Origin of the sequence: Enterococcus sp. DIV0682, from assembly GCF_051712685.1 — a bacterium.
GTDB lineage: Bacteria > Bacillota > Bacilli > Lactobacillales > Enterococcaceae > Enterococcus > Enterococcus faecalis.
The window spans coordinates 2785160-2804811 of sequence record NZ_JBIOPK010000001.1 but is presented as its reverse complement, the minus strand read 5'-3'; the positions used below and the strand labels follow the sequence as shown (position 1 = coordinate 2804811).

General features: G+C 39.0%; 18 protein-coding genes. All 18 read left to right on the top strand.

The genetic code is table 11. The features are described from left to right. Nucleotides 1-83 precede the first annotated feature (83 nt). A complete protein-coding gene (gene mnmE, locus IGK96_RS13575) occupies nucleotides 84-1481 on the top strand; it encodes a tRNA uridine-5-carboxymethylaminomethyl(34) synthesis GTPase MnmE (RefSeq protein WP_002355989.1) in 1398 nt (465 codons plus the stop codon). A gap of 19 nt (nucleotides 1482-1500) precedes the next feature. Beyond that, on the top strand, nucleotides 1501-3399 hold the full coding sequence (gene mnmG, locus IGK96_RS13570) for a tRNA uridine-5-carboxymethylaminomethyl(34) synthesis enzyme MnmG (RefSeq protein ID WP_085443132.1): 1899 nt from the start codon (nucleotides 1501-1503) through the stop codon (nucleotides 3397-3399). Between the two features lie 171 nt (nucleotides 3400-3570). Continuing rightward, on the top strand, nucleotides 3571-4371 hold the full coding sequence (locus IGK96_RS13565) for an SDR family oxidoreductase (protein WP_002355987.1): 801 nt from the start codon (nucleotides 3571-3573) through the stop codon (nucleotides 4369-4371). Nucleotides 4372-4386: 15 nt separating this feature from the next. After that, complete coding sequence (locus IGK96_RS13560; protein ID WP_016615254.1) at nucleotides 4387-6249, top strand: BglG family transcription antiterminator; 1863 nt, start codon at nucleotides 4387-4389, stop codon at nucleotides 6247-6249. Further along, nucleotides 6246-6731, top strand: coding sequence for a transcriptional regulator GutM (locus tag IGK96_RS13555; protein WP_002355985.1), 486 nt, complete (start codon nucleotides 6246-6248; stop codon nucleotides 6729-6731). Before IGK96_RS13560 ends, IGK96_RS13555 begins: the two co-directional genes overlap by 4 nt. Beyond that, nucleotides 6731-7285 (top strand): PTS glucitol/sorbitol transporter subunit IIC, encoded by a 555-nt coding sequence (srlA, locus tag IGK96_RS13550; protein ID WP_002355983.1) that lies wholly within the window; start codon nucleotides 6731-6733, stop codon nucleotides 7283-7285. Before IGK96_RS13555 ends, srlA begins: the two co-directional genes overlap by 1 nt. A 16-nt stretch (nucleotides 7286-7301) precedes the next feature. Continuing rightward, nucleotides 7302-8297 carry a PTS glucitol/sorbitol transporter subunit IIB gene (gene srlE / locus IGK96_RS13545; protein ID WP_085443133.1) on the top strand — a complete coding sequence of 332 codons (996 nt, stop codon included), beginning with the start codon at nucleotides 7302-7304 and terminating at the stop codon, nucleotides 8295-8297. A 23-nt stretch (nucleotides 8298-8320) separates the two neighbouring features. Beyond that, nucleotides 8321-8677: a PTS glucitol/sorbitol transporter subunit IIA gene (locus tag IGK96_RS13540; RefSeq protein WP_002355981.1), complete on the top strand. Its 357-nt coding sequence runs from the start codon at nucleotides 8321-8323 to the stop codon at nucleotides 8675-8677. A gap of 27 nt (nucleotides 8678-8704) precedes the next feature. Continuing rightward, nucleotides 8705-9382 carry a fructose-6-phosphate aldolase gene (locus tag IGK96_RS13535; protein ID WP_002355980.1) on the top strand — a complete coding sequence of 226 codons (678 nt, stop codon included), beginning with the start codon at nucleotides 8705-8707 and terminating at the stop codon, nucleotides 9380-9382. A 201-nt stretch (nucleotides 9383-9583) separates the two neighbouring features. After that, the gene (locus IGK96_RS13530) at nucleotides 9584-11356 is read left to right on the top strand and encodes an oleate hydratase (protein ID WP_002361446.1); all 1773 of its coding nucleotides are present in this window, start codon (nucleotides 9584-9586) and stop codon (nucleotides 11354-11356) included. 410 nt (nucleotides 11357-11766) lie between these two features. Further along, nucleotides 11767-12753 (top strand): DUF3114 domain-containing protein, encoded by a 987-nt coding sequence (locus IGK96_RS13525; protein ID WP_075578728.1) that lies wholly within the window; start codon nucleotides 11767-11769, stop codon nucleotides 12751-12753. A gap of 247 nt (nucleotides 12754-13000) precedes the next feature. Next, nucleotides 13001-13717, top strand: a complete 717-nt coding sequence (gene rsmG / locus IGK96_RS13520; RefSeq protein WP_002355977.1) for a 16S rRNA (guanine(527)-N(7))-methyltransferase RsmG — start codon at nucleotides 13001-13003, stop codon at nucleotides 13715-13717. Between the two features lie 15 nt (nucleotides 13718-13732). Next, nucleotides 13733-14494, top strand: a complete 762-nt coding sequence (locus IGK96_RS13515; RefSeq protein ID WP_002355976.1) for a ParA family protein — start codon at nucleotides 13733-13735, stop codon at nucleotides 14492-14494. Continuing rightward, nucleotides 14487-15377 carry a ParB/RepB/Spo0J family partition protein gene (locus IGK96_RS13510; RefSeq protein WP_002355975.1) on the top strand — a complete coding sequence of 297 codons (891 nt, stop codon included), beginning with the start codon at nucleotides 14487-14489 and terminating at the stop codon, nucleotides 15375-15377. Before IGK96_RS13515 ends, IGK96_RS13510 begins: the two co-directional genes overlap by 8 nt. A 117-nt stretch (nucleotides 15378-15494) precedes the next feature. Then, nucleotides 15495-15680 carry a DUF951 domain-containing protein gene (locus IGK96_RS13505; protein WP_002355974.1) on the top strand — a complete coding sequence of 62 codons (186 nt, stop codon included), beginning with the start codon at nucleotides 15495-15497 and terminating at the stop codon, nucleotides 15678-15680. A gap of 56 nt (nucleotides 15681-15736) precedes the next feature. Further along, nucleotides 15737-16852 carry a redox-regulated ATPase YchF gene (gene ychF, locus IGK96_RS13500; RefSeq protein WP_002355971.1) on the top strand — a complete coding sequence of 372 codons (1116 nt, stop codon included), beginning with the start codon at nucleotides 15737-15739 and terminating at the stop codon, nucleotides 16850-16852. Between the two features lie 108 nt (nucleotides 16853-16960). Then, nucleotides 16961-17650, top strand: coding sequence for a DUF1129 domain-containing protein (locus tag IGK96_RS13495; protein ID WP_002363563.1), 690 nt, complete (start codon nucleotides 16961-16963; stop codon nucleotides 17648-17650). Nucleotides 17651-17816: 166 nt separating this feature from the next. Next, nucleotides 17817-19499 carry a 6-pyruvoyl-tetrahydropterin synthase-related protein gene (locus tag IGK96_RS13490; RefSeq protein WP_002387419.1) on the top strand — a complete coding sequence of 561 codons (1683 nt, stop codon included), beginning with the start codon at nucleotides 17817-17819 and terminating at the stop codon, nucleotides 19497-19499. Nucleotides 19500-19652: the final 153 nt, after the last annotated feature.

The window sequence follows — 19652 nt, the reverse complement described above, 5'->3', positions numbered from 1 at the left end:
TGAAAGTGCTAAATCCAACCTGAATTTTTTAATGCAGGAGGAGTGGGCGCTTTTTTTGTTGTTATGAAGAAAGGAAGCTAATTATGCAATCAGCTACAATGGAATTTGATACAATTGCGGCGATTTCTACGCCGCCAGGTGAAGGTGCGATTAGTATTGTTCGTTTAAGTGGCGAGCAAGCAGTTGCTATTGCAAACAAAGTTTATCGGTCAGGCACTAAAGATTTAGCTAAAGTCCCCACGCACACGATTCATTATGGTCATATTGTTGATCCGCAAAACGATCAATTGATTGATGAAGTCATGCTTTCTGTGATGCGGGCACCGAAAACATTTACTCGAGAAGATGTGGTAGAAATTAACTGTCATGGCGGCATTGTCGTGGTGAACCAATTATTGCAATTACTGTTACGTGAAGGCGCACGAATGGCAGAACCTGGGGAATTTACAAAACGTGCTTTTCTAAATGGCCGAATGGATCTTTCACAAGCAGAAGCAGTGATGGACTTAATCCGTGCTAAAACAGATAAAGCGATGAATGTTGCATTGAATCAATTGGATGGTAACTTGTCGGCGTTAATTCGTTCATTAAGACAAGAAATTTTAAATACTTTAGCACAAGTAGAAGTTAATATCGATTATCCAGAGTATGATGATGTCGAAGAATTAACCACGAAATTACTTTTAGAAAAAGCCGAATTTGTGAAAGCGCAGATTCAACAATTATTAACGACCGCTAAACAAGGGAAAATTTTGCGAGAAGGTCTAAGTACAGCAATTATTGGCCGACCAAATGTCGGGAAATCCAGTTTGTTAAACCATCTGTTACGAGAAGAAAAAGCTATCGTTACAGATATTGCTGGAACGACACGTGATGTCATTGAAGAATACGTTAACGTTCGCGGCGTTCCTTTAAAATTAATTGATACAGCGGGGATTCGCGAAACAGAAGACATTGTGGAACGAATTGGTGTCGAACGTAGCCGCAAAGCGTTAGCAGATTCGGATTTAATTTTGTTAGTCTTAAATCAAAGCGAAGAATTGACGGAGGAAGATCGTCAACTGTTGGAAGCAACGAAAGGCTTAAAACGCGTTATTCTTTTAAATAAAATGGACTTACCGACAAAACTAGATCCTAACGAATTACAAGAATTAGTCCCTGCAGAAGAAATTTTATCCGTTTCGGTGTTGTCAAACACAGGCTTAGACCAGTTAGAAGCGAAAATTGCTGATCTTTTCTTTGGCGGCCAAACAGGCGAAAAAGATGCTACCTATATTTCTAATACACGTCATATTGCTTTGCTGGATCAAGCAGCGCTTTCGTTACAAGAAGTGATTAACGGCATCGAAGCAGGTATGCCAGTCGATTTAGTTCAAATTGATATGACCCGTTGTTGGGATTATTTAGGGGAAATCGTCGGCGATAGTGTCCAAGATGAATTAATTACACAGTTATTTAGTCAATTTTGTTTAGGAAAATAAGACAAGAGAGGAATTTTTTATGAATCAATATCAAGCAGAATCATATGATGTTATTGTCGTCGGTGCTGGACATGCTGGCTCTGAAGCAGCCTTAGCAGCCGCACGAATGGGCGTTAAAACGTTACTTTTAACGATTAATTTAGATATGGTTGCTTTTATGCCATGTAACCCTTCTGTTGGTGGACCTGCCAAAGGAGTCGTTGTCCGAGAAATCGATGCATTAGGCGGCGAAATGGGTAAAAACATTGATAAAACCTACATCCAAATGCGGATGCTAAATACTGGTAAAGGTCCAGCAGTGCGTGCGTTGCGCGCGCAAGCTGACAAACATGCCTATGCGACAGAAATGAAACATACCATTGAAAAAGAAGAAAATTTAACCCTTCGTCAAGGGATTGTTGAAGAATTAATCGTGGAAGATGGCGTTTGTCGTGGTGTTGTAACTTCAACAGGTGCCGCATACCGTAGTCAAGCAGTGGTGATTACTGCCGGTACTGCCTTGCGTGGCGAAATTATTATTGGTGAATTAAAATATTCATCAGGACCAAACAATTCGCAACCTTCCGTTGGTTTAGCCAATCATTTAAAAGAATTAGGTTTAGAAATCGATCGCTTTAAAACAGGAACGCCGCCGCGAGTAAAATCAAGTACGATTGATTATTCTGTGACAGAGGAACAACCAGGCGATAAAGAACCCAACCACTTTAGTTACAGCACGCCAGATAGTGCCTACAATCAAAACCAAGAACCTTGTTGGTTAACTTATACGAATGAAACAACGCATGAAATTATTCAAAAAAATCTACACCGCGCCCCAATGTTTACTGGGATTGTGGAAGGTGTGGGCGCTCGGTATTGCCCATCCATCGAGGACAAAATTGTTCGTTTTGCAGACAAACCAAGACACCAATTGTTCTTGGAACCAGAAGGGTTGAATACCGAAGAAGTTTACGTCCAAGGCTTATCTACTTCTTTACCAGAAGATGTCCAAACAGAAATGCTTCATTCTATTGAAGGATTAGAAAAAGTAGAAATGATGCGTACAGGTTACGCCATTGAATACGATGTGGTAGTCCCTCACCAATTACGCCCAACATTAGAAACAAAGGTCATTGAAAATCTTTATACAGCAGGTCAAACGAACGGAACTAGTGGCTACGAAGAAGCTGCTGGTCAAGGCTTGATGGCAGGAATTAATGCTGCATTGAAAATTCAAGGCAAAGAGCCTCTTGTTTTAAAACGTAGTGATGGCTATATTGGCGTCATGATTGACGATTTAGTTACAAAAGGCACTAACGAACCTTATCGCTTATTAACGTCACGTGCGGAGTATCGTTTGATTTTAAGACATGACAATGCGGACTTACGTTTAACAGAAATGGGTCATGAAATTGGCTTAGTCAAAGAAGAACAATATGCCGCCTATCTAGTCAAAAAAGCGGCTGTTGAAGCGGAAATTGCCCGCTTAGGCAAACATCGGATTAAACCAACCAAAGAAGTGCAAGCATTTTTGGAAACCAAAGGCGCTGCTGGCTTAAAAGATGGTATTTTAGCTAGAGATTTTCTGAAACGCCCAGAAATCAGTTATCAAGAAGTCGCTCAATTTATCCCCGCACCTGAAGAGGCACTCGATCCGAAAGTGATTGAACAAGTAGAAATTCAAATCAAGTACGAAGGCTACATTAAAAAAGCCATGGAAAAAGTTGAGAAACTAAAACGCATGGAAGAAAAACGCATTCCAGAAAACATTGATTACCAAGCGATTAACGGCTTGGCTACAGAAGCAAAACAAAAACTACAAAAAATCCAACCAGAAACGATTGCCCAAGCAAGCCGTATCAGCGGTGTGAACCCCGCTGACATTAGCATTTTGATGGTCTACATCGAACAAGGAAAAATCGCGAAAGTGCAAGGATAATAAAAATTTGAAGCAGTTGCTTCTTCACGGATGATTGATTGTGAAGAAGCAACTGCTTTTTTGTTTTGAATTAGTCTACTTTTTTTTCTAAACTGCAAAAAAAGACTGTCTTAAATAATTTCACAAACTGACCTATACTGAAAGCGCAAACAAATGATAGGAGTGGAACAAATGACAGATTGGTTAGGAATTAAAGGAAAAGTAGTGATTGTTACAGGAGGCTCATCTGGTATTGGTCGCAGCATTGTTGAAAGCTTGTTAGCGCAAGAGGTCTATGTCGCTAATTTTGATATTTCAGCATCAGAAACGCAACATGAGCATTTACTCTTTGTGAAAGTCGATGTAACTTCTCGAGCAGAAGTAGAAGCGGGTGTCGCTCAAGTGGTGGAAAAATTTGGAACCGTAGATGGCCTAGTAAATAATGCCGGAATCAATATTCCTCGTCTATTGGTGGATAAAAATCATCCTCATGGGCCTTATGAATTATCGGATGAGGTATTCGACAAAATTGTAGCCATCAATCAAAAAGGGCTCTACCTAATGAGCCAAGCAGTGGGCCGGATTCTTGTACAAAAACAAGCAGGTGTCATTATTAATATGTCTTCAGAAGCTGGATTAGAAGGCTCCGAAGGGCAAAGCGCCTACGCTGCAACGAAAGCAGCGGTCAGCAGTTATACACGTTCATGGGCTAAAGAGTTAGGAAAATCAAACGTCCGTGTCGTGGGGATTGCGCCAGGCATTATGGAAGAAACGGGCTTGCGCACTTTAGCATACGAAGAAGCATTGGCTTATACACGAAACATTTCTGTGGAGCAATTGCGAGCAGGTTATTCAAAAACAAGTACGATTCCATTAGGTCGTAGCGGAAAACTCCATGAAGTCGCTGACTTAGTATGCTATTATTTATCAGACCGTTCAAGCTATATTACAGGCATCACCACAAACGTAGCTGGAGGTAAAACAAGAGGATAGAGGTGGGAAAACTAAATGACGCTAGTAAATAGATGGTACCAAGTAATAAAATTACTAGTTGATCACAAAGGAATGAGCTTACAGGAATTGCAAGAAAAATTAGCCGCAAGTCCTCAAACAGTTCGTAAAAACATTGATACATTGAATGATGAATTAATCGGTATCGCCCAAATTATTCAGAAGGAAAATCTCTTTCAGTTAGAAATCAATAACTTTGAAGGTTTTGAAGAGGTTTTGTCTGGACGGCTAAAAAGGGAATCTGATTTTAATTCTTCAAGCAAGCGTGTTTCCTACATTATCAAACGATTAATAGAAGAAGATCAATTTATTTCAACTTATGATTTATCCGAAGAACTCGCCGTTAGTCGCGGCACAGTTAATAAAGACATTAAGCGCATGAAAGAGCTGATTGCTCCTTGGCAGGTTGCGGTTGTAGGTACGCCAAACCGTGGCATTCATTTAGAAGGAAAAGAGTTTGATTTACGCTTACTTCATGTGAATTACGTCCAAGAATATTTTGAAGAACAGTTTCTTCATGAAACTACCAAACAAATGATACAAAAAATAATCAAAGAAACAAGACTAGCAAAACAAGATAGTTTTCTTTTACGAAGAGTGGTTTCAATTGTTTTGCAGCGTGTTTTAGCTGGAAAACTCATTACGGAACTACCACCAGAATATGTTGATTATGTTCGTCATAACGAGCAGATTGAAGAACTGATGTATCACTTGGAAATAACCTATAATGTAACGTTAAGCCAATGGGAACGTTCCTTTATCAGCTTTCCTTTTAACATCAACACAAACCATATTCGTAATTCTTTATTGGCTGATGAAGGACTCTTAGCTGACTATTTTCAAAAAATGATGAAAAAAATTCATCATTCAGTTGTTGTTGAATTTGATGAGGACTTCTTGTTTTCAGAAATGAAAGATCATTTAAGAAACGTGATGAATCGACTCGTTTTTCATGTGGAGTGTCACGATTTATTTTACGGAGAAATTGAACGACAATATCCTTTGGCCTATGAATTAGCCAAGATTGGCTTGCAAGAATTGGGCCGTTTGTTAAATCGTTGTGTGCCGACGGTTGAATTTGGGTATCTCGCTTTGTATTTTGAACTAGCATTGAGAGGGAACTATGAAGCGGGAGCCAAAAAAGAAATCGCTGTAATCTGCAGTACAGGTCATGGAACGGCCTTGATCATTCAGCGGCAATTGGAAAAAGTTTTGGGTCCAGACGTCCAGATTGCCCATTTTTCTGAAGAAGAGGCAGAGAGAAGAGAATTGAATCAATATTTTGCTATTTTTACAACCATTCCCTTAAAAAATATTCGACCACAAACACCGATGATCCATTTAACTAATTTATTTAACGATACTTGGCTCAGAAATGAGTGGCAGAGAGCAAAAGAAATTCGTTCCGTGGAATCTCAAAATATTCATATGACCTATCAATTATTAGAGAATACTCAAGGTTACCGAGCGAATATCCAAAAAATGATTGCTGATTTAGAAGCAGAAAAATTAGTAGATTCCCAATTTATCGAACGAATTTTTACTAGAGAAGATCAACAAACAACTATTTTTGAATCGGGGATTGCCTTTCCCCATACAATTAATCAAGCCTTACCAACGATTATTTTATCGATTGGGGTTTTTGAAGAATCACTGGTTACACCAGAAGGTAAAGTTGATGTTATTTTGCTGTTGGGTATTCCAGAAGAGCTGACTGCCACTGTTGAAGCAGAGTTACTACAACTATATGACCGCTTGTTTACAATCGCAGGAGACGAACGTTTACGTAATGAGTTACGGAAGCAACGAGATGTTTTAGCGGTTAAAGAGTGGATGCAAAGGAAGGGGATTATCATATGAGTTTTATCTACGTATTCGGGGCGCTTTTTTTAACAGCTTACTTCGTTCAGATAGCTATGGGAATGAAACAGATTAAACACTTTAATCAAAACTACCAAGAATTGCGACAATTAGGGAAAGTCGCGATTGGTCGACGTGCAGGGAAGTTAAAAGCAGGCACGATTATCTTGTTTGCTGTGGATTCGCAAGGGAAAATCTTAGCCGCTAGAAAGATGCAAGGTGTCACTGTTCTAGCTAAATTTCATCCCTTACCTCAGTACGTGAACGAGGATATTCATTATATGGATCATTACCATCCACTCGTACAAAAGGAAAATAAATTAACCCAACAAGCGATGGAAAATGCACGAGAAATTTACTTACGTGTTGAGCTTGGCAATTATCAAGAAACACAACCATTAACGCCGCTTAATGGAGCCAAAATTCAATGGCAATTATGGAAAAATAAAGTACAAACAAAATTGAAAGGAAGTGTCGAGTAATGTCTTATATTACAAAATTTGCGGAAGGATTTATGCACCTTTTCCAAACAGGAGCAGAAACATTTATTTCTTGGATGACAGGCATCGTACCTGTTGTTTTGATGTTAATGGTAGCTATGAATACTTTAATTGCTTTTCTAGGAGAAGAAAGAGTAACCAAGGTAGCCAAACTTTCTGCCAAAAATCCTGTTACGCGGTATTTAGTGTTGCCTTTTTTATCCGCTTTTATGTTAGGCAATCCAATGTCCTTTACGATGGCTCGATTTTTACCAGAATACTATAAACCTAGCTATTATGCTGCACAAGCGCAATTTTGTCATACCAGTAATGGAGTTTTCCCTCATATTAATCCTGGTGAATTGTTCGTTTGGTTAGGGATTGCGCAAGGGATTGATACGTTAGGACTAAATTCGATGGACCTAGCGATTCGCTATATGTTTGTAGGGATATTAATGAATTTTATTGGCGGTTGGGTTACCGATTTCACTACCGCCTATGTTTGCAAACAACAAGGAATTACCCTTAGTAAAACAGTAGAGATTGCTGTGGATTAGAAAGGAGCAAGGTGAGATGACGTACAATAGTATTAAGGTAGTTAAAGGAAATGGCGGTTATGGTGGGCCCTTAGTGATTACACCGACAGAAGAAAAACATAAATTTATTTACATTACAGGTGGCGGCGAGAAACCCGCAATTGTTGATAAAATCGTAGATTTGACAGGAATGGAAGCGGTCAATGGTTTTAAGACATCGATTCCAGATGATGAAATCGCATTAGCCATTATTGATTGTGGAGGCACTCTTCGTTGCGGAATTTATCCTAAAAAAGGAATTCCTACTATTAACGTTGTTCCAACTGGCAAAAGTGGTCCCTTAGCACAATACATTAATGAGACAATTTATGTTTCCGCTGTAGGCCCGAAACAGATTACATTGACATCAGAAGAAGCTGCTGCTGATACAGAAAAGCCCACCTCGAAAAAAACAGAATTTAAATATGATACAAGTAAAAAAATTACTGAACAAAAAGCGGAACAACAAAGTTTTGTTGCGAAAATTGGTATGGGTGCAGGAAAAGTTGTAGCGACATTCAACCAATCAGCCCGTGAAGGCGTACAAACGATGATCAACACAGTGATTCCGTTTATGGCATTTGTTTCTTTATTAATTGGTGTGATCCAAGGTTCAGGAATTGGTGAATTTTTTGCCAATATCATGGCGCCCTTAGCAGGAAACATTGTGGGGTTAACAATTATTGGTTTTATTTGTTCTCTGCCGTTTCTTTCTCCTTTATTAGGTCCTGGAGCAGTAATCAGCCAAGTAATTGGTACGTTAATTGGTGTGGAAATTGGGAAAGGCAACATTCCGCCACAACTAGCTCTACCAGCATTGTTTGCTATTAATACACAAAACGCGTGCGACTTTATTCCCGTGGGTTTAGGCTTGGAAGAAGCTGAAGCTGAAACCGTTGAAGTCGGGGTCCCTTCTGTTTTATATTCTCGTTTCTTAAATGGTGCCCCTCGAGTACTAGTTGCTTGGTTAGCAAGTTTTGGATTGTATAGTTAAAAAATTTTTTTGGAGGATGGGAAATGTCAGTATTTACAACAAAGGTTCAGTCTATTGGACCAGAAGCCGAATTATTTAAAGAAGAAAAAATGGTCATCTTATTTGGAAAAGATGCACCAGATGCTTTAGCAGATTATTGTTATAACATTGAGGTTCAGCCAGTCACAGAAGCGATTACGGACAAGCAAACGTTAGTGATTGATGAACAAACTTACCAGATTACCGCTGTAGGCGAGGTAGTATTAACTAATTTAGACACATTGGGTCACATTACTATTAAATTTGATGGCGCAACAACACCTGAATTACCAGGTACATTATATGTTGAAGAAAAAGCTATTCCTGAAATAACTGTTGGTACAACAATCACTATTCTATAATTATCGTTTAAGGGAGGAACGTAAAAGATGGAATTTATGCTAGATACAATTAATCTTGAGGCTATTCGAAAGTATCAGAAAATTTTACCACTGGCAGGCGTGACGTCTAATCCCAGTATTGTTAAACAAGCAGGAAAAATTGACTTCTTTGCGCAGATGAAAGAAATCAAAAAAACGATTGGACAAGCGAGTTTGCACGTCCAAGTGGTCGGTCAAACGACAGAAGAGATGCTAGAAGATGCCCAAACCATTGTACAACAATTAGGCCAAGAAACATTCATTAAAATCCCAGTCAATGAAGCAGGCTTGGCAGCCATCAAACAACTAAAGCAGGCAAATTATCGGATAACAGCAACCGCTATTTATACAGAATTTCAAGGTTATCTAGCGATTGCGGCAGGTGCAGATTATTTAGCGCCGTATTATAATAGGATGGAGAATTTAACAATTGATTCTCAAAAGGTTATTGAGCATTTAGCTGCAGAAATTAAACGGACGAACGCAAAGAGTAAGATCTTAGCTGCTAGTTTTAAAAACGTGGCACAAATTAATCAAGCCTGTCAAATGGGGGCGCAAGCGGTCACTATCGCACCAGAACTCGTGACACAAGGCTTGGCAATGCCCGCCATTCAAAAAGCAGTAACTGATTTTCAGGAAGATTGGGTTGCTGTTTTTGGAGTAGAAACGGTAAACGAATTAGCATAAAAAGAACGAGAAGAAAAAGCGGCCATTTTTCTTCTCGTTCTTTTTTTTGTTTCACATGAAACATCTACGTTTATTCACTTGCTTAAAAATTAGACAATTTTCTTTATTTGTCAAAGAATTTCTTAAAAAAAAGGGTTATCTTTTGGGTATTTTTTTTGGTAGCAGTATGATGAGGGTATCAAATGATAGGAGGAAACGAGAATGAGATACACAAATGGAAATTATGAAGCATTTGCTCGACCAAGAAAACCAAAAGGCGTAGATGACAAGAGTGCCTACATTGTTGGTGGTGGCCTAGCAGGTTTAGCAACGGCTGTTTTCTTAATTCGTGACGGTCAAATGAAGGGCGAAAATATTCACATTTTTGAAGAACTCACGCTGTCTGGCGGTTCTTTAGATGGTAAATTTATTCCCCATGATGGCTTTGTCACTCGCGGCGGACGCGAAATGGAAAACCATTTCGAGTGTTTGTGGGATCTATTTCGTTCGGTACCATCATTAGAAGTAGAAGATGCCTCTGTCCTAGATGAGTTTTACCGGTTAGATTTAGATGATCCGAATTCTTCAAATTGCCGCATTATTCATAACCGTGGCGAACGTGTCCCCGATGATGGACAATTTACTTTATCCAAAAAAGCACAAAAAGAAATCGTTGATTTATTTATGACTTCTGAAGATCAATTAATTGGCAAAAAAATTGAAGATGTTTTCGGCGAAGAATTTTTTGAATCCAACTTTTGGATCTATTGGTGTTCAATGTTTGCTTTTGAAAAATGGCACTCTGCCATTGAAATGCGCCGCTACATCATGCGCTTTATCCACCACATCAAAGGTTTGCCTGACTTTACAGCCTTGAAGTTTACCAAATACAATCAATACGAATCGTTAGTGAAACCATTACTAAGCTTTTTAACCAATCAAGGGGTAGACTTTCAATATGAAACAACGATCAATGATATCCAAGTCGACATCAAAGGAGCTACTAAAGTTGCTCGGCGATTATTGTTGACACAAGCGGGCAAAACCAAAGAAATTCCTTTAACTGAAAATGATTTAGTCTTCGTAACGAATGGCTCAATTACTGAAAGTTCGACGCAAGGAGATCATCATACACCAGCACCAATTACTCATGAACTAGGGGGAAGTTGGAATCTCTGGAAAAACTTAGCAAAACAATCCCCAGAATTTGGGCACCCAGAAGTTTTCTGTGAAAATTTACCAGATGAAAGTTGGTTTGTCTCAGCAACGATTACGTGGGAAAATTTCGATATTGAACCGTATCTTTCTCGGTTAACACATCGTAAATTACGCACAGGAAAAATTGTCACAGGTGGTATTATTACTATCAAAGACTCTAATTGGATGATGAGTTTCGCCATGCATAGACAACCGCATTTTAAAGAACAAAATGATCAACAATCTATAACTTGGGTATATGGATTACTTTCTAATAAACCAGGAAATTATATCAAAAAACCAATCGAACAATGTACCGGCCAAGAAATTACGCAAGAGTTACTTTATCATTTAGGGGTCCCAGAAGGGGAAATTGAACGTATTTCAGAAGAATCGGCTACCACTATTCCGGTGTATATGCCGTTTATCACTTCTTACTTTATGTTAAGAGAACCAGGCGATCGACCATTAGTTGTACCAAACGGCTCTAAAAATCTTGCTTTCATTGGGAACTTCGCAGATACTGAACGAGATACGGTGTTTACAACAGAGTATTCTGTACGGACAGCGATGGAAGCTGTTTATCAATTGCTAGAGGTTGAACGCGGAGTACCAGAAGTGTTTGCTTCTGCATACGACTTGCGCGTCTTAGCAAACTCTGTTTATTATTTATCTGACAAGAAAAAATTAACAGAAATGGATATGCCGTTCGTGGAACGCAAAATGGTTGAACACTTTGTGAAGAAATTTGAGGATACGTATATTGGTGATATTTTAAGAGAAAATCATTTAATTTAGTTGAAAAAGCGAGTGTAAATCACTCGCTTTTTTGGTTGTTTTATTAACCGTTGAATAAATATTCATTATTGTGTATATTTATTTTATGATTTTGTGGATATTAAATATATAATATGTTGAATGAGGGTAGCCAGTGGGCAACTTCGCAAAAAAATCTTAATTTCTGAAGAGACTTTTTCAAAATTTTGTTGAAAAGAAGGCGCATTTTTACCATAGTTTCTTCACATTTAACGGCTATTATTTAAACATACCCGATAAACAAAACCCTAACAAAACACTTTTTCATTTTTTAACTCCTCCGCCCGCCCTTCCCCAAAGGGCGGGTTGTTTTTTTGCGTTAAAGCAGTTGGCATTTTGCGGGGAAAGGATTATCATTATAGAAGAAGTATATAGAAAAAGGCGGCGAGAAGATGGGACGTTGGCAAGAATTACAACAAGCAATGAGTGCTGGTGTAGAGGCGGCGATTGACGCTGGCTGGGACCGCCAAGCTGTTTATGGATTAGTGGAAAGCGCCATAAAAGACACGCGTTTCTTGCCACTTGAGCAAGCGAAAACAGCAGTCGCGGAACTGTTTTCTGAAGTGGAAGAAGTGGGCTCTTCAGCGTATGAGCGATTATTTCGCTTTTCGGTTTATCGTCCGCAAGAAAAGCTCTCGTTACTGTTATGGCAATTAGGTGCAGTGTTGGATCAGCATGGCATGTTGCAATTAGTAGGACCTTATCGTTTCTCGAAGACGATTGCACCGCATGCGACGTTTTGGCATTTGTTGGCAAAAACAGTTCAAAAAGCCTATCCGTTAGGTCTTCTTGGGAGCTTTAACCAAGAGAAAGCGAAAAAGATACATCAATTAAGAATGTATATTGATCGTCAAAATATCACGTATATCCGCGATTTTTTTAAACAAGAAGGGGACACCGATGAACAGGCATTAAAACGTTATGTTTTTGCGGCCAAGCCGCAAGGAATGGGCGGGCGGAAACTGAAAAAAAGCTCTGCTCGTTTGCATAACAAATACCCTGAGGGGGCATCTTATTCTTTAATTAATAAGAAACGATTGACGCCTAATTTTCACAGTGAGTTTATTTTGAATGAAGAAGGGACCTTTGTAACCCAGTGGGATGTGTTAGTTGAGGACTGGCGAGGCAGATTAATTAGTAATCCAGCCTATTATCAAGCGGCCAAAAACAATGAATACCAGGAAAAAGTCTTGAATGGTGAATCGTTTAATTATGCAAATCGGAATAATCGTACCCATGAATTACTAGATAGTTCACCACCAGGGAGATTTGATCATCAATTACGAAAAACAGCCAAAAAAGGTTGGTTAAGTCCCCGTATCCAAGAATACGACTACCGCAGAGAACGACAAATAAAGTGCGATGATTATAGTAAGTAAAACAAGCCAATGTTTCACATGAAACATTGGCTTGTTTTACTCTTAGAGAAAGGCGGTTTTCGTTGCCGCCAATTGAACATTTTGGCCCGTGGCTAGAGACTTTTTACCACATAAAAAGGCGGATTTTTCTTTTATCATTCAGGCAAAAATCTTCCGAAAAGCATTGCAAGAAATTGCTATTTGCGTTAAAGTAGGAAAAGATGATTGTGAAACATTTTTCTGTTTCACAAAAAAGGAAGGAGTCTTTATGCTACCCGAAGAATTTAGACAACTATTAGCCGCAAAAGGCATTGAATTGACAGACCAACAGATGACACAATTTGACCAATATTTCCATCTACTAGTAGAATGGAATGAAAAAATGAATTTAACAGCCATTACAGAAGAAAAAGAAGTTTATTTGAAACATTTCTATGATTCTGTTTCGTTGGCATTCTTTGAAGACTTTGCCAGCGATAAAGCCATTTGTGATGTTGGCGCAGGCGCAGGATTTCCAAGTATTCCTTTGAAAATTGTTTTTCCTTCATTAAATGTCACAATTGTTGACTCTTTAAATAAACGAATTACTTTCCTAACAGAGTTGGTGAATCAACTAGGTTTGGCTAATGTTTCTTTGTATCATGATCGTGCAGAAACATTTGGTCAAAAAGCAGAATTTCGTGGCGCGTTTGATTACGTTACAGCGCGAGCAGTTGCACGATTAAATGTTTTAAGTGAACTGTGTTTACCCTTAGTTAAAAAAGAAGGCTATTTTTTAGCCTTAAAAGCATCGAAAAGTGAAGAAGAAATTAATGAAGCAAAACCTGCAATCGCTACATTAGGCGGTCAATTTCAAAAAGAAGTTGGTTTTACATTGCCGATTACGGCAGACGAACGTCACATTGTCGTGATTCAAAAGAAAAAAGAAACCCCTAAAAAATATCCCAGAAAACCTGGATTACCAAATAAACAACCGATTAAATAAGATGGAGGCACACACATGACACGAATTATTTCTGTAGCGAACCAAAAAGGCGGCGTTGGTAAAACAACGACCACTGTAAATTTAGGCGCATGTTTAGCAAACTTAGGCAAAAAAGTCTTACTGATCGACATTGATGCACAAGGAAATGCTACCAGTGGCATGGGTGTCCCTAAACCAGATGTCGCACACGATGTGTATGATGTCCTTGTAAATGAAGAACCAATCACTAGCGTGGTTCAACATACCAGCCGTGAAAATTTAGATATTGTCCCTGCAACTATTCAATTAGCAGGCGCCGAAATTGAATTAACTTCAATGATGGCTCGAGAATCGCGCTTGAAATTAGCAATTGATGAAGTAAGAGACATGTATGATTTCGTTTTAATTGATTGCCCGCCTTCTCTAGGGCATTTAACAATCAATGCTTTTACAGCAAGTGATTCGATTCTAATTCCTGTTCAATGTGAATATTACGCATTAGAAGGCTTGAGTCAATTGCTAAATACGATTCGCTTGGTTCAAAAACATTTTAACCCTGAATTGAAAATTGAAGGGGTCTTGTTAACCATGTACGATGCTCGGACCAATTTAGGCGCCGAAGTCGTGGAAGAAGTCCGTAAATATTTCCGTGAAAAAGTCTATGACACGATTATTCCAAGAAATGTCCGTTTATCCGAAGCACCAAGTCATGGTTTACCAATCATTGACTATGATATTCGCTCAAAAGGTGCCGAAGTGTATCAAGCACTAGCAAAGGAAGTGTTGGAGAATGAATAAAGGCAAAGGTTTAGGCAGAGGCATCGATGCCTTGTTTCAAGATATCGCAAAGCTAGAAGATGTCGACGTTAAGAACGAACAAGTGACAGAAATTCTATTAAACGAACTTCGTCCCAATCCTTACCAACCGCGGAAAACATTTGATGAAACCTCTTTACAAGAACTTGCAAACTCGATTCTACATTCCGGTGTGTTTCAACCGATTATTGTCCGTAAATCGGCAGTTAAAGGCTATGAAATTATTGCAGGTGAGCGTCGGTTCCGGGCTTCTAAATTAGCCGGCAAAGAAAAAATTCCCGCAATTATTCGCGAATTTGATGAAGAATCCATGATGCAAGTTGCTGTTTTGGAAAACTTACAAAGGGAAGATTTAAATCCGCTAGAAGAAGCAGAAGCCTATGAAATGCTAATGAAAAATTTGAAATTAACACAAGCGGAAGTCGCAGAACGTTTGGGAAAAAGTCGTCCGTATATTGCCAATTATTTACGGTTGCTAACCTTACCAGATGCGGTCAAAGCAATGGTTCAAAAACAAAGCATGTCAATGGGTCAAGCACGGACGTTATTAGGTTTGAAGAACAAAGAACAGCTATTGCCATTAGCTAATCGTTGTATTAAAGACAATTTAACGGTTCGACAATTAGAACAACTTGTCGCTGAATTAAACGAAACACAAGGCAAAAAGGGCAAAAAAGCGAAAAAAGCCATCAAGGAAAAACCCATTTATATTCGTGAAAGTGAAGACCGCTTAATGGATAAATTTGGGACAACCGTAGCGATTCAAGAAAAAGAAGGCAAAGGAAAAATTGAAATTGAGTACTTGTCCTCTTCGGATTTGGCTAGAATTTTAGATATTTTAGATATTCATTTTGACGAGGAATAAAAAGCAAAGTGAGAAAGTAAGACAGAAAGTCACAAATCCTTTTGCTAGTTTCGGTAAAAAATGGTATTGTAATCATGGTATTTTTATATAAGTAAGAGAAGAAAGAAGGCTTGGAACATGTATGATTTAGGCGATATTGTCGAAATGAAAAAGCCGCATGCTTGCCAAGCAAATCGTTGGCAAATCATTCGCATGGGCGCTGATATCAAAATCAAGTGCACGAATTGCGGGCATATTGTCATGATGCCGCGTCGTGATTTTACTAAAAAATTAAAAAAAGTAATCGAGAAAAAAGCAGACTAATGCTTTAATGCCTCTAATAGAAAAGAGAATAGACTGAGAGAAAGAGTGGAAAACAAATGGCACTAACAGCTGGAATTGTCGGCTTACCAAACGTTGGTAAATCGACCCTATTTAACGCAATTACAAAAGCAGGAGCAGAAGCTGCAAATTATCCCTTTGCAACGATTGATCCGAACGTCGGCATGGTTGAAGTACCAGATGCCCGTTTACAACGCTTGACAGAACTAGTAAAACCGAAAAAAACAGTTCCCACAACGTTTGAATTTACAGACATCGCCGGAATTGTTAAAGGTGCCAGCAAAGGAGAAGGGCTGGGAAATCAGTTTTTAAGTCACATTCGTCAAGTAGATGCAATCTGTCACGTGGTTCGTTGTTTTGATGACGAAAATATCATGCGTGAACAAAATCGAGATGCGGATTTCGTTGATCCTTTAGCAGACATTGATACAATTAATTTAGAGCTAATTTTAGCAGATTTAGATTCAATCAATAAGCGCTATACTCGCGTGGCTAAAATGGCGAAAGCAAAAGATAAAGAAGCGGTGGAAGAATTAGCTGTTTTAGACAAAATTAAACCAGTTTTAGAAGAAGGTTTATCTGCTCGTACGATTGAATTTACGCCAGAAGAAGAGAAAATTGTTAAATCTCTTTTCTTATTAACCACAAAGCCGGTCCTTTATGTAGCAAATGTTTCAGAAGATGAAGTGGCAGACCCAGACAACAATGAGTATGTACAACAAGTTCGTAATTTTGCAACCAGCGAAAATGCGGAAGTAATCGTGGTTAGTGCGCGAGCAGAAGAAGAAATTGCTGAATTAGATTCTGAAGAAGACAAGGCTGAATTTTTAGAAGCAATGGGCATTGAACAATCTGGCTTAGATCAATTGATTCGTGCGGCGTACGATTTGTTAGGCTTAGCTACCTACTTTACAGCTGGTGAACAAGAAGTTCGTGCGTGGACGTTCCGTAAGGGAATCAAGGCACCTCAAGCAGCTGGGATTATCCACAGTGACTTTGAACGAGGCTTCATTCGTGCGGAAACAGTTTCTTATGAAGACCTAGATAAATATGGCAATATGCAAGCTGCCAAAGAAGCGGGCCGTGTTCGTTTAGAAGGAAAAGACTACGTCGTTCAAGATGGCGATGTTATGTTGTTCCGTTTTAACGTTTAAAAAAATGTGCCCAACAAGCAATTTGTTTTGGGATAAGCCCACATATTTAAGGCCATTCAGCCGTTTAGAAAGAGGTTCCCTCTACATGAGGGTGAGGAGGATACAACTATGGAAGCAGAAGCATTACGAGCAATCGTGGCTGAGAATCGTCAATTAGAACAGAATTTGACTAAAAGAAATGAACAATACATTTTTGACTTAAAAAAATCATTAAAAGCGGCTAATTTATCTGAAGAAGAGCTAGCATTGGCTCTACACGGTATTTTGCCAGAATTAGTAGCCGGTCAAAAAACAGGTAAAACAGCCCGTCAGTTATTTGGCACTGTTTCAGAACGGACGGAAGCAATTTTAAATAAACCAGCAGAAGTCAAAGAACCAGCGGGCTGGATGATTTGGCTCGACAATACCTTACTATTACTTGGTTTATTAACAATCATGTTAGCGGCGATGTCTCTATTTTCAAAAGGAACCGCACAACCTCTCGGATTAACCACATATATCTTAGGTGCGATGGCTGGGGGTTATGTTTTCTATCTAATGCACAAATATGTTTACCGTTTTGATCGTCAAGGTGGCGACAAAAGCAAACGTCCTGGTTGGTTAAAAACGACCGCCATTCTATTTGGTGGGATGTTCTTGTGGATTGCAGTTTTCGCTGGTTCAGCGATGCTACCACCAGTGATCAATCCCATCTTAGATCCGATGATTGCTTTAGTAATCGGTGCGTTAGCCTTTGTAGCACGCTATTTCTTCAAGAAAAAATACAATATTCAAGGTAGTTTCATGACACGTCAATAAACGGCGCGCGCTCAATTGTGAATGCGCTCGGCTGACGCAGAAACTGCAACAAGCAAAGTCGCTCTCTCAATAGAGCGTTTTAACAGTTAAAGCCTGGGGGATTAGTCGAAAAAACTAGTGTCCCAGGCTTCTGTTTTCAGAAGTTTGCTAAAGAAAGGAGCCTCTTATGGGACAACAAGTGAAGTCTTGGTGCCGTCAACACGACCGGCTACTCATTTTTATTAGTTTTCTCTTATTAAGTGGACTTTCTCTCTATTTTGTCTATTTTCAAGAGAATTTTTTACGAGCAAGTGATTTCCGCTTTCATCAAAATCGGGTGGAAGGTCTCGCATTAGCAATTAAAAACAACGACTGGTTTCCTAAAATCAATTATTTTTTCTTGGGAGGCTATGGCTATGCCTCTAGTTTGTTTTATCCAGATGCGTATCTTTATTTACCTGCGCTTTTGCGTGTTCTGGGGATTTCCTTTGTCGCTAGTATGGCGATTTTTGTTTTTGCGGTAAACTTGGCAACATTTAGTCTTACTTATTATGCAGGCCGATTAATGGCGCTCTCTAAAAAAAGAAGCTATCTCTTTGCCATTTTGTATGGCTTATCTATTTACCGCATGCAAGACTTGTTTAATCGCCAAGCGTTAGGAGAATTTTTGGCGCTAAGTTTTTTTCCGTTGGTCTTAGCGAGCCTGTTTTTATTACGAAAGGGAACCACGAAATGTTGGCCGTTGTTAACGCTGGCGATGACTGGGATTGGGTTGGCTCACTTTATTTCTATTGAAATGGTTTCTATTTGGATTGGGTTATACATTCTGTTTTATTGGCAGCAGTTTTTTAAAAAGGAGGTCCTGTTGGCATTAGCGAAGGCTGCAGGTTTGACGCTGCTTTGGCTGGCCTTTTATCTTTTACCAGTTGCTGAACAAATGAAAAATCAAGTGTTTAAAGTTACGTCCAATCCACTCACTTATATTTCCGAAAGAAGTTATCCTATTGTTTCTCTTTTCATTAATAGTTTAAAGAGCAGTGTTTTTCACGCGAAAACAGCGAATCTAGGAACCCTTTTGTTTGTGGGGCTTGTTGTAGCAGTGGTTTCGCTTGCCAGCAAAAAAATTCAGAACAAACGGTTTATTGGTTTGACGCTGGTACTCTTATTGATGGTTACCACGCTTTTTCCTTGGCACTGGCTGAACCACACGCCTTTAAATACAATTCAGTTTCCTTGGCGGTTTTTAGGGATTCTTTCTGTAATGCTCGCTTTTTTCATTGCACAAGACGAATGGGGCGTTTTCCGTAAATCTTGGACCGTGGCTTTGTTGGTTTTCCTTGCCATCAGCAATTTGGGCATTTATCAATATCAAAGTATTCAGTCACAACAAGGCCGCCTGTTAACAAAAGCTGAGTATGAGCAGCCAGCGCCTTTTTATATCGGTGCGGGCCATGAATATTTGCCAGATGAAATCAATTATCAGGAATTATTGAAACAGAAAAAACGACCACTTGATTATTCGGCAGAACAAGTAACCATTACAAATGTTAGAATGCCTTATGGGAAAATTTCATTTGACTACCAAGTGGTGAATCAATCAGCGAAGGTGACCGTTCCTTTTATTTATTACTTAGGCTATCAAGCCACGATTCAAATGAAAAACCAAACGGGCGCTAAAAAAATGAGCCTAACCAATCAAGGAGGCTTAACCGCTCTTTCTTTATCTGGTACAGGACATGTCGACATCCGTTACCAAAGAACAAAAGTGCAAAAAATAGGGACAATGATTACCTTACTTTCTGTTGGTGGTTTTGGATTTAGCCGATTTTTACAACAAAAAAAGAAACACAAGATAAAAGAACAACGATGAAAGTAGGACCTTAATTAGGAAGAGTTGAATAAAGGACAAACCGATTTTGGCGTTTTGTCCTTTATTCCTCATTGATTATTTAAACAAATCTAGTTGACTTCCTTAGTATTATCTGTTATTTTCATATATAAAATTAAGTCGAGGAGTGGACAA